The organism is Mycobacterium sp. 852002-51163_SCH5372311 (genome assembly GCF_001667115.1).
In the GTDB taxonomy this organism is placed as follows: Bacteria; Actinomycetota; Actinomycetes; order Mycobacteriales; family Mycobacteriaceae; genus Mycobacterium.
Genome location: NZ_LZIJ01000084.1, coordinates 22,768 through 34,886, shown reverse-complemented (window position 1 = coordinate 34,886; position 12,119 = coordinate 22,768). Strand labels below are relative to the sequence as shown.

Genomic DNA, 12,119 nt, shown 5'->3' with positions numbered 1-12,119 from the left:
CCCGACCACCTCCGCAACACGCTAATCACGATCTACCCTGACGATGCACACAAAATTGAGCCAAGCCGGGGTTCCGCGCCAATGCCGAGTCGTTGCTCAAGCGATACGCGACGCCACTCCTCAGGAGGCGGGCTCGGGCGTGCGTACGTTCGCAAAGAACCCGCGCAGCGCGTCCGCCATCCGTGCCCGTATCGGTGCGCCGGAGATGACCACGTCGACCATCGCCACCGACTGATGAGTGTGGCCGCGCGCGCGGACATGCTCCGTCGGCACGCCGGCAGCGGCGAGTGCGGCGGCGTAGGCCTCGGCGTCGTCGCGCAGCGGATCGAACTCGGCCGTCACCACGACCGTCGGCGGCAGCCCGGACAGGTCGGCGGCAGCTATGGGCGCAAAACGGGCGTCGCTCCGATCCGCCGGGTCGATGTAGTGGTCGCAGAACCACCGGACCAGCGGCGTCGTGAGCCCGTAACCGTCCGCATTCTCGGCGAACGATGCGCTTGGCGTCTCGCCGGCAACCATCGGTGTCAACAACGCCTGCCCCATGATGTTCGGTCCACCCATATCTCGCGTTAGCCGGCATACCACCGCCGCGATCCCTCCGCCTGCGCTCCAGCCGCACACCGCGAGTTGCCCGGGTCTACCCCCGAGCGTCTCGGCGTTGTCGGCAACCCACTGCACCGCCGCCAGGGCGTCGTCGACCGCCGCCGGGAATCGGTGCTCGGGTGCATGGCGGTAGTCCGCCGAGATGATGACCGTGTCGCTCCGCACGCAAAGGTCCCGGCACAGCGGATCATCCGAGATCGCGTCACCCAGAACGTAGCCACCACCGTGGAAGTAGACGACCAACGGATGCGGACCCGGAGTCGACGGCCGATACACCCGGTACGCCAAATCGCCTGCGGTGCCGGGGAATAAGCCGTCGACGATTTCACCGACCTCTGGGCCCGGCGGCCGGGCCGTCGCCATCTGCGCGTAGAGGGCGCGGGCATCCGCCGCCGACATCGATTCCATCGGCGGCAGATTCAGCGCAGCCACCTCGTTGAGGACCATCTCGACGTCGGGTTGCAGCCGGCGCACCACTCCGTCGTTGCACTGCGTGCGATCCGGTCCCGACAGCTTGAACCCCAGATAGTCGCGGGCCACCACTTCGTCGCAGCTGATGCCATAAAAGTCGAGCCCGGCGCAGTAGGGCAGGAAAACCCGTGCCTTGCCCGGCACGTTGGCGCCGATATACCAAGAGTTCGCGGTCGGGTAGAGGGTGATGTCGGCGCAGTCGTTGACGTGTTGCGTCCACCCGGCCTCGGCCGTCTCGGTGGGCTCGATGACGTCGAAGCCTCCCGCGCTCAGGTGACCGAGGCAGTCGAGCACCCAGTCCGCGTGCTGTTCGATCGAGACGGCCATGTTCGACAGCACCGAGGGACTCCCGGGACCGGTGATGAAGAACAGGTTGGGAAAGCCCACTGTGGTCAACCCCAGGTAGGTCTGCGGCCCATCCGCCCATTTGTCCTTGAGCGCCAAGTCATTACGGCCCCTGAAGTCGACAGCCGTGATCGCGCCCGTCACCGCGTCGAAACCGGTGGCGAAGACGATCGCGTCGAAGGTGAACGACTCGTCGGCGGTATCGATGCCAGTTTCGGTGACCTGCCGAATCGGATGCTTCCGGACGTTGACGAGGCGCACGTGCGGCAGGTTGTAGGTGGCGTAGTAGTTCGTGTCCAGGCATGGCCTTTTCGTCCCGATCGGATGATCGGTCGGGCAAAGATCGTCGGCCGTCTGGGGATCGTCGACAATGGAGCGGATCTTGTTCCGGACGAACTCCGCGAACTCGTGGTTGGCCGCGGCGTTGGTCCCCACGTCAGCGAAAACGGTTAACGTCTCGAACAATAAGCCGCTCTCCCAGGCGCGCTCATAGCGTTGTTGGCGCTCGGTCTCGGAGACGCTGAAAGTCGGGATGATGCTGCGGTCCATATTCGCAATACCGCCGAACGAAAGCCTCGCCGCCGCACGGTATTCCGCCTCGTTCGCCAGTTGCGCGAGCTTCTCGGGCGACAACGGCCCGTTGCGCGCCGGGATCGAGAAATTCGGAGTGCGCTGAAACACCACCAGCTCGCGGGCCTGCTGTGCGATGACCGGAATCGATTGAATACCAGAGGAACCCGTGCCGATGACACCCACCCGCTTACCGGCGAAGTCGACTGGCTCGTGCGGCCAGCGGTTGGTGAAGTAGACCTCGCCGCCGAACCGTTCGAGTCCGTCGACCTCGGCCGGCTTGGGCATGGAAAGACAGCCCGTGGCCATCACGACGAAACGGCAGGTGATGTCGCCGCTGTCGGTGCTCACCCGCCATAGCGAAGCGTCGTCGGACCAGCGTGCCCGCCGGACTCGCGTCGAGAAGGTGATGTGACGTCGCAGGTCGTGCTTGTCGGCGACGTAGTTCAGGTAACGCAGGATCTCCGGCTGGGTGGCGTACTTCTCCGACCATTGCCAGTCCTGCTGCCAGTCGGGGTCGAAGCTGTACATGTAGTCGACACTGGGTACGTCGACCCGGGCGCCTGGGTAGCGGTTCCAGTACCACGTGCCGCCCAGGTCGTCGCCGGCTTCGAATACGCGCAACCCGTATCCGGCGCGGCTGAGGCGGTAGGCAAGGTACAGGCCCGCCATGCCCGCGCCAACGACGACTACGTCGACGTCAGGGGTCGGTCTGTCTGTGCTGGCGGCGGTATCGGTCATCATCAGATCATCGCGCCGCGGTCGGCCCGTTGTCCCGAGTACCGCAATACTTGATGTCGATTAACCGCGACCAGCGCACCGCGCTGAAGGGGGTCTGACGGCTTCGACGGTGCTACGGGTGGTCGTGGGCGTCCAATCCGCACGGCAGGCCCCGTCGACGTACCCAGGCGTGGTGTTGTTTGCCCAACGGGGTTACCGGTTCGGCGATGCCGTCCAGGTCGTCATAGATTGATCGGGCATCGAGGGTGGCCCCCAGTGTGGCGAAGATCGTGTTCATGCCGAACGTCAGCCGCGAGAAGAAAACGAAATCTCCTGGGATCGACAGGCGTCGAGCAGGGTGGTCGGCGCCGCGGATACCCATCATTCCCCGGATTGCACGTTTTGAACCTTCGTGGGTATACGTGACCGGCTGGGGCGCGAGCAGTTCATCGAGAATTTCCGACCACCACTCGTATGCTTCGTCGGCGGTAAGGGTGGAATCGCTTGCCAGAAAACCGGTTTCGATCATCAGATCGCGCAATTTCCGCTTGTCCCCGTCAACCGCTGCTCGCGGCATCCCGACGAACTTGCGGCGCTGATGTTCCGGGAGGACCTTGACGCATCCGAAATCGACGAATCCGACTCCCCCATCGGGACCGAAGCGATAGTTGCCGGGATGGGGATCGGCCTGAAACAGATTGGCGTGGCGGAAGGAACCCGCCATGAACCGCGAGATCACTTCTGCCCACGTGTTCTTCAGGCCCTGGTCGGCCAATTGCGCGGCGGGCCAGTCCAGTCCGTCGAGATAGGTCATGGTCAGCACCCGGTCACCGGAAGCGTCGCCGATGACCTTGGGTATCCGGATGAAGGGATGGCCGCAGTAGAGCTCGCTGAATGCGGTGATGTTGGCGGCTTCGTGGCGATAGTCGGTTTCTTCGGCGATGCGCGCAACGATTTCCCTTGTCGCAGGCCGGAGGTCGGGCATCGTCGCGCCCGACACTGCCGACAGGAACCGGAAAAACGTGGTGAACATTTCATGGTTGGCCAGATCGTTGCGAATTGCTTCTGCCGCGCCGGGGTACTGAACCTTGACCGCGACCTCGCGGCCGTCGCGCAATACCGCACGATGCACCTGCCCGATTGATGCCGCAGCCATCGGTTCATCGCTGAATTGGGAGAAAACCTTCTCGATTGGCCGGCCTAGGTCTGCGCCCACCACGTCCTTGACGACGTGGAGATTCATCGGCGGCGCATTGGTCTGCAGCCTTGCCAGCGCCGTCTGATAGGGCGAAAACCCGCTGCCGACGGAATTGGCGTCCAGCATGGAGAAGATCTGCCCAGCCTTCATCAGCACACCTTTGGAGTGACCGAGCAGGTCTGAATACCGCTCGGCAGTCCGCTGGTGAAATCGCTCCACGGCGCCGGTGTCGCCCGCCTTCTCCCGCAGACCGGCCACCATTCGCCCACCTGCGGCGCGTGCGGCGTAGCCGGCCAGCGGCATGGTTCGGCGGATTCTTCCGCGTGGCACCCCGTCCCCGGTGCCGCGTGATGCGGATGCCTCTGGCGCAGAACCAAATTCGTCTGCCGATGAAGTCATCGCTTCGGCCGTCGCCATGTGACCATCGAAGTCGAGTGATGTTGCCAAGTCGCGGTAGCGATTCGCCAAGTCGTGGTAGGCAACCTCGTCGCCGCGGGCCCGCGCCAGCAGCGCCCGCAGCCGCAACAGCCATATGTCACGCAGCATCGGTCCCTCGTCGGCGGGCCCGGTCGTCAACCGCTCGGTTGCACGGTCCGCCTCGTCGATATCCCCTGCTGCTCCGCGAGCCAGCAACACGTCGACCAGAACACCGGTGGCCGCGACGAGATAGCCCCACTGTCCCATGTCGAACAAGGTGTCCACAGCTTTCCGGATCACCGGCAGGGCACCGTCACGATCTCCCCGTGCAGCCCTTTCGCGCGCCATCCACAGTTCGACAATGGGCAGCTCGGTCGCGTAAAAGCGCTTGGCGAGGATCATTTCGCGGACCTCGGCCAGCACCGATGCCCCACGCTCACGTTCCGCCAACGATTCCCGATACAACAACGCGAATCCCATTGTCAGGCGGGCCAAACCAAGCGCGACGTCGTCGCTGGATCGCTCGGCGACCCGTAACACCTCCTCGATGTTGGCCAGTGCGGCGTCGGTGGCCAGCATCACCTCCGAGGCGATCGCCGAAACGTACGTCACGCTTACCACGTAGCCATGCACCATCGGATCGGCCCCGCGTGCCATGGCCAGCGCCTTGTCGAGGTCGTCTCGCCACCCTGAATGTCCTTGGGCCCAGCGGGCGGTGCCGCGCACTGTTAGGGCGCCGGCCATCAGGTGCGCGACGAAAGGATTGCCCTCGGCGAGGTCGATGGCGGCCTGCGCCCACCTCAGCACGTCCGTGACCGGCCCGGTTTCCAGCTTGATCGGGAGCGCCGCGAAGGCAAGCAGGACGGTAAGCGTCGGGTCGCCGATCGACTCGACCAGGGTCATGTATTCGGAAGCCAGCTGTGAGGCCTCTCGCACACGGCCGTACAGCAGGTGTACTGGCAGCATGCCCGCCATGCCGAGCGCGAGCGACGGCTTGTCGTCGGCCGCCGCGCACAACTGTTGCAGTTCCGCGAAGCGGGCATCGGTGTCGGTCGCTCGCACTCGCATCGCATTGGCGCACAACATGGCCCGCGCGGCAATGCGCATTGCCGAGCGACGCGCGTCGTCGACCGGCATGGCGTCGGCGCATGCCCGTGCCCGCTCCCAGCTGCGGCAGGCTCCGGCGAGATCGCGCTGCGACAGCCACGCCGCGGCACGCATGTGCCACCCGTACGCGCCAGCGACGTCCCCCGCGGCCTGCACGTGCTCGGCTATCAACGCTGCGTTTTCGTCGACCGAGCTCGGGTCACGCGCCTGGATTACGCTGGCCAGGCGCCGATGCAGCTCGGCGCGATGGGATTTCAGCTGCGATTCGTAGGCCACGGTGCGAACGAGGGGATGATGAAACACGTACTCGATCGGAGGGCCGCCGCCCACCTCGTCGATCAGCTCGGCGTTGACGGCCTGGTCGAGGGCGGGCTCCACGTCCAACGCCCGCAGCAGGTCGGTATCGAATCGCGACCCGATCACAGCCGCAGCGCCGACGCTTCGCTTTGCCGTCGGCTCCAGGCGGTCGATGCGGGCAGCGATGGTCGCCTGCAGCGTGGCAGGCACGTTGACTTCGGTGACGTCGGTGGCGCAGACATAAGCGCCGCGATCGCCGACGAGCACGTGACGCTCCGCCAAGTCGCGGACGATCTCCTCGGCGAAGAAGGGATTGCCGGAGGCGCGGTCGGCGACAGTCGTCGTCAAGGCGCCGACCGAGGGATCCGGGCCCAGCAACTCGGCGATCAGTGCACTGGTTTCCGAATCGTTTAGCGCCGCAAGCGTTTGCGTATCGGCCAACCGCGCGAGCTGACCCCGGTACTCTGGGCGGTACGTGATCAGCACCATCGTCGGCGTCTGCGGTATCACCTCAAAGAATTCGGTCAGCAATGACTCGCTGACCTCGTCGATCCACTGGACGTCCTCGACGACGAAGATTGCCGGTGTGGCTCGGGCGAGCCAGGAGTCGTTCACCGAGGCAGTCAGTCGCCGCCGGCGGGCGTCCGGGTCGATATGAGGGAGCGCGACGGCGGGGTCGGCGATGCCGAGCAGATCGTCGAGCAGTAGGAGATCCTCGGGATCGGCGCAGGGAAACCGAGCGCGTACCGCGGCGCGTGCGGCCGCTCCGTCTAGCTCGGTGAGCCCGGCGACCGCCCGCAGCAGGGACGAGACGACGTGCAGTGGGACTTCGCTGGCAATGGACTCGCAATAGGTCCAGAAGACGTCGACGCCGCGCCCGGCCGCGATGGCTGCGATTTCGTGCACCATGCGGCTCTTGCCGATACCCGCCTCGCCGACCACGCCGACGACTTTCCCCTGGCCGCTCATTGCGCGGTCGAGCAGCTCGGTGAGAGCTGTGATCTGCTGCCGGCGCCCCACCAATGTCGCCTCGGAACGGCCATGGGAACCGCGGCGCAAATCCATCGCCACCAGACGGTGTGCGGGCACTGGATCGTCGGCGCCCTTGATGCGTACCATCTCCGTTTCACTGAGCACCGCAACCTGTTTGACCAACCGCGCGGTGGACTGGCTGACCATGACACCACCTGGCGGGGCGACCGATTCCATCCGCTGCGCCATGCCGACTTGCTCGCCGATAGCGGTGTAACCGAATGCCCCTGAACCGATTTCACCGGCGATCACCTGACCGCAGTTGAGCCCTATTCGCAATTGCAGATCCACACCGTCGCGGGCTTTGACGTCAGCGGCCAGTCGCACGGTCTCGGCTTGGATATCCAGCGACGCACGACAGGCACGAACGGCGTGGTCTTCCAACGCTATTGGTGCACCGAACACCGCCATGATGCCGTCACCGGTGAACTTATCGACCGTGCCGCCGTACCGATGCACCACCGCCGTGGCACGGTTCACCAGTTCAGTCATGATCTCGCGCAGCCGCTCCGGCCCGACCGCAGCCGCGATCTCCATCGAGTGCACCACATCGGCGAACAGAACCGTGACTTGCTTGTACTCCGCGCGACTAGCGGTGGCGGTGAGCGGTGCGCCGCAACTGTGGCAGAACCGCGCGTTCTCCATAGCAGTGGTGCCACACGTGCGGCACGCCGCTACCCCGCCAGCCGTCATGGCATCGCCTCGGCCCACTTCATCTGGCCCTCTAAGCCAAGCCTTGTCGCCATCGCGCGGTAGCGGTCACGATGTTCTCGGTAGGCGGCGTCGTCTCCGTTGGCGCGGGCCAACAGCGCCCGGAGTCGCAGCAGCGTGATCTCGTGCACCACGAAGCCGGGATCGGTTGGCACAGCAGCCAACTGAGCTACCGCGCTCGCGGCCTCGTCGAGATCACCTTCAGCGCCACGTTGGAGCAGTGCCTCCACCAGCACACTGACGGCCAGCGCAGTCCAAAGACACCCACCGGAGTTGAATAACTCGTCGACGAGAGCGCGGCCCAATTCGATGGCTCCGGCTATATCGCCGATCCGCGCCTTTTCTCGTGCGATATGGGTGTCGATTATAGGCAGGTTGGTCAAGGAGAACCGGTTGTCAGCGGTCCGTTCCCGCGCTTTCGCCAGCAACTCGAAGCCGTGCGTGCGCGCCGAGCCGTCCTGATAGGCCAGCACGAGACCGTAAAGTCCCCGCGCCAGGTCGACGGGAAGATCATCACCCGACTGCTCTGCCTTGGACAGCAATTCAGCAGCGTCACGCAAGGCCGTCGCATCGGGCAGCAGCACTCCGTACGGGATCGCCGGGATATACGTGAACCACAAGACGCCGGCAAGCATCCCTGCGTCCCTCAATAGCGGACGTGCCTTCGTGATCGCATGATCGAAATCATCCTTCCAACCGGAGATGCCCAGACACCATCGGGCCAAACCGCGCGCTGTGATTGCAACCAACAAAGGAGATTCGAAGATCAAGTTGCCCTTGGTGGGGTCATCCTCGGCAAGATCGATGACGCGCTGGGCGAACCGAAGCACGTCGGCCATTTCGCCGGTCTCGTGTTTGGCAATCATGGCGGGAAATGACAGTGCGACAGTCAACGTCGGGTCGCCGATTGTATCCAGTAGGTGGACGAGTTCGTCGGCTAGTCGTGATGCCTCCGGGCGGTGCGCTTTCATCGCCCGCCATGTCAACTGGCCCGCCATTCCCATCGCCAGCGATTGCTGATCACCCGCAGCAGTGCACAACTCGCGCAACTCCTCGAAGCCGGTGTCGGCTCCACTGCCGCCGACCCGATATGCGGTCGCACACAACAGCGTTCGGGGCGCAATGCTCATACGCAGACGATCAGGGTCATCGTGAGCTAGCCGATCAGCGACCTGTCGGGCCCGGCGCCAACTTGTGTGCGCCGCGCGCATGTCCCGAAAGTTCGACCATGCCCCGGCCCGCATGTGCCATTCGAAGGCCCTATGCAAATCCCCTGCCGCCTCGAGGTGTTCAGCGATCAGCGCAGCGTTCTCGTCCGGCGACCCACCCGCCTCAATTGCCGCTGCCAGCAGCCGATGCGACTGCGCACGAATGGATTTGAGTTGTGATTCGTAGGCAACTGTGCGGATCAGCGGATGGCGAAACGCATACTCGGCGCTCGGCGCGAACCTGACCTGATTGACAAGTTCCGCCTCGATCAGCGGCGCCACGTCCGGGTCCGGGATCAGTTCGGCCAGCAGATCGGCATCGAATCGCGCGCCGATGACCGCCGCGGCATTCAGGGTCCGTTTAGCCGATGTCCCAAGGCGGTCTATGCGGGCGCCGATGGTGGCCTGCAGCGTGGCCGGAACATCGACGTCCGCGATGTCACCGCGCGGTCGATAGGCGCCGGGCTGACCTTCCAGCACGCCACGTTCGGCCAGATCGCGCACGATCTCCTCGACGAAGAACGGATTTCCGGCAGCACGTCCGGTAATTTGCGCCGCAAGGTCGCCCGTCGACGAACCAGCACCGAGGAGCTCCGTCGTCAACTGCTGGGTGTGTTGATCGTTCAACGGCCGCAAGGCAATCGTCTGCGTACCGGGAATACGGCTCAGCGCGCCTTGGTATTCCGGCCGGTAGGTGATCAGGACCAATGACGGGATCTGTGGCACAACAGCCAGGAAATCGGTCAACATCGACTCGCTGATCTCGTCGATCCAGTGCGCATCCTCGATGACGTACACCGCGGCCTCCGGCCGCTCCACTGCGCCGGCATTGATCAGCGCGGTCAACCGTCGGCGTCGCGCGTCCGGCGCGATATCCGGTGGCGCCGCGCTACCAATGCCCAGCAAGTCATCCAGCAGGAGCAGGTCTTCCGGGTCCGCCGCGGGAAATCGTTCGCGGATATGCGTGCGCGCAATGTCGGCGTCCAGCTCGTCGATTCCCATTGCCGCGCGCAGCATCCTGGCTACCACGTGGAACGGGATGTCGTTGGCATGCGACTCGCAATAAGTGCTGAACACCGGTAAGCCGCGAGCGCCGGCAATCGCGGCGGTTTCACGAACCAATCGGCTCTTACCGATACCCGCCGGTCCTACGATGTTGACGATGCAGCCAGACCCGGCGATCGCCTCTTCGAGGATCCCGCTGACAGTCGTGAGTTCCCAACTGCGCCCGACCAGTTTCGATTCGGTAGGGCGATGCGGTCGATGCTCGCCGACGGCCAACAACCGCCTGGCGAGCAGCGTGTTCCCGCCTTTGACGTGAACCAGTTCAGGCTCATTGAGGACGACGGCGTCGCCCACCAGCTTTGCCGTCGAATCGCTCAGCATCACCCCGTCCGGTGGTGCCACCGACTCCATCCGCTGAGCCATGCCCACTTGCTCACCGATCGCGGTGTATCCCAAAGGGCCCGAACCGATCTCACCGGCGATAACCTGGCCGGAATTGAGGCCGACCCGTAGCCGCAGCTCCACGCCGTCACGATCTCGGACGTCGACGGCAAGGCGCCGCGAGGCTTCCTGCAGCCCCAGGGCCGCCAGACAGGCGCGAATGGCGTGGTCTTCCAACGCTACTGGCGCACCGAACACAGCCATGATGCCGTCACCAGTGAATTTGTCCACCGTGCCGCCGTAGCGCTGCACCACCGTCGCCGCGCGGTCAACCAGCTCCGCCATGATCTCGCGCAGGCGCTCTGCGCCCACCGCTGCGGCGATCTCCATCGAATGGACGACGTCGGCGAACAAGATCGTCACCTGCTTGTACTCCGCGGATCGAGCGGTATCTGCCACTGGCGTGCCGCACTCACTGCAGAATTTGGCCGTCGCGACCAACCGGGTGCCGCACGACCCGCACGAGAGACCCGCCGCGGTCAGTGCACCGCCAGCGTCGCCGCCGTTGTCCACCCCAGTATCGTGTCACCGCTGATGACGGATGTCTGTCGTATTGAGGTGCCGTTCACGCCGCCTGTTGGTGCACTTTAATACTTTGAGCAGCCAAAAGCCGCACAGTGCGCTTCTTCGGCGCACCATCCGTCGTCGATTTCGCAGTTGCTAGCGCATGCGCTATCGCAATCGGCAATCGATGGGCGCCAGCCTTGGCGGTGCTGAAGATGCAGATGTGACTCCTGTGACTGCAGACCCCAAAAACCACGTCGTTGACACCGACCAAAAACCGACGATAGTCAACTGGTATGGCGCTGCTGCCGGATCCCGATCCTCGACAGCGACAGCACGTCGTCATCTCGGTCGACGACCACGTCATCGAGCCGCCGGACATGTTCACCGGCCGGCTTCCCGCCAAACTGGCCGGCCACGCCCCCGCGGTCGTCGAGACCGACGACCGTCGCCAGGTGTGGCGCTACGAAAACCGCGAGTACCCGAACATCGGACTCAACGCGGTGATCGGGCGCCCGCACGAGGAATGGAGCATGGAGGCCGCGCGCTTCGACGAGATGCGCCGCGGCTGCTGGGACATCGACGCGCGCATCGCCGACATGGACTTGGCCGGCATCTGGGCCTCGCTGAACTTCCCGTCGCTGATCGCAGGCTTCGCCGGGACGGTGTTCTGGAAGAGCGACGACCTGGAACTGGGGCTGGCGACATTGCGCGCCTGGAACGACTGGCACCTGGAGGTGTGGGCGGGCAGCTACCCGGACCGCATCATCCCGCTGCAGTTGCCGTGGCTCGCCGACCCCCAACTGGCCGCCGACGAGATACGCCGCAACGCCGTCCGCGGTTTCAAGGCGGTCAGCTTCCCCGAACTGCCTGCCCAGTGCGGCATCCCGAGTCTGCACAGCGGCGTGTGGGAGCCGTTCTTCGCGGCCTGCGAGGAGACCGACACCGTCGTGTGCCTGCACACCGGATCGGCCCAATGGGCGCCAATTCCGGCTCCCGACACACCCTTTGAGACCATCACCACCCTTTTCCCGGTCAACGGGCTGGTCGCCTGCGCGGACATGCTGTGGTCAGGCATTCCGGTCCGGTACCCCAGGCTGAACATCACGCTGGCCGAGGGCGGTCTGGGCTGGGCGGCCATGCTCGCCGACCGAGCCGATTATGTCCTGGCCCACTCCGCCTGTGGGCGTGAGGGCGGTTCCTGGAAGGGCGACCTGCTGCCGAGTGAGGTGCTGAAGCGCAACTTCTGGTTCTGCTCCATCGACGACCCGTCGGCGTTCGGTGCGCTGGACGCCATCGGGGCCGAACGCATCCTCGTCGAGAGCGACTACCCGCACGCCGACTCCACCTGGCCCGACACCCAGCAGGTCGTCGCGCGCAACGTCGCCAACCTCTCGAAGGAGGACGCCGCGCGGATCACCCATCGAAACGCCGCGCAACTGTTCCGCCACCCGCTGCCCGACGAGGGGTGGCTGGCGGCGCCAGTGTAG

Annotated in this window: 4 protein-coding genes and 1 pseudogene; 1 reads left to right on the top strand and 4 read right to left on the bottom strand. The window is 64.9% G+C overall.

What is annotated here, in order from left to right:
- Positions 1-120 precede the first annotated feature (120 nt).
- From A5791_RS11335 to A5791_RS11325, 4 genes and pseudogenes are all read right to left on the bottom strand, one after another.
- Positions 121-2,730: an FAD-dependent oxidoreductase gene (locus A5791_RS11335; RefSeq protein ID WP_082966867.1), complete on the bottom strand. Its 2,610-nt coding sequence runs from the start codon at positions 2,728-2,730 to the stop codon at positions 121-123.
- Between the two features lie 112 nt (positions 2,731-2,842).
- A complete protein-coding gene (locus A5791_RS26750) occupies positions 2,843-4,210 on the bottom strand; it encodes an AarF/ABC1/UbiB kinase family protein (protein ID WP_231995862.1) in 1,368 nt (455 codons plus the stop codon).
- A gap of 2,013 nt (positions 4,211-6,223) precedes the next feature.
- Positions 6,224-7,405, bottom strand: a pseudogene (locus A5791_RS27205) (BREX system ATP-binding domain-containing protein); the annotation flags it as partial.
- A 44-nt stretch (positions 7,406-7,449) separates the two neighbouring features.
- Positions 7,450-10,608, bottom strand: a complete 3,159-nt coding sequence (locus A5791_RS11325) for an adenylate/guanylate cyclase domain-containing protein (protein WP_067235727.1) — start codon at positions 10,606-10,608, stop codon at positions 7,450-7,452.
- Between the two features lie 317 nt (positions 10,609-10,925).
- Here A5791_RS11325 and A5791_RS11320 point away from each other — a divergent pair, with 317 nt between their 5' ends.
- Positions 10,926-12,119, top strand: coding sequence for an amidohydrolase family protein (locus A5791_RS11320; RefSeq protein WP_067235709.1), 1,194 nt, complete (start codon positions 10,926-10,928; stop codon positions 12,117-12,119).

Excerpts from the sequence above, each read along its gene's own strand:
- A5791_RS11335 (WP_082966867.1), bottom strand. The coding sequence starts at position 2,730 with ATGACCGATACCGCCGCCAGCACAGACAGACCGACCCCTGACGTCGAC.
- A5791_RS26750 (WP_231995862.1), bottom strand. The coding sequence starts at position 4,210 with ATGCCGCTGGCCGGCTACGCCGCACGCGCCGCAGGTGGGCGAATGGTG.
- A5791_RS11320 (WP_067235709.1), top strand. The coding sequence starts at position 10,926 with ATGGCGCTGCTGCCGGATCCCGATCCTCGACAGCGACAGCACGTCGTC.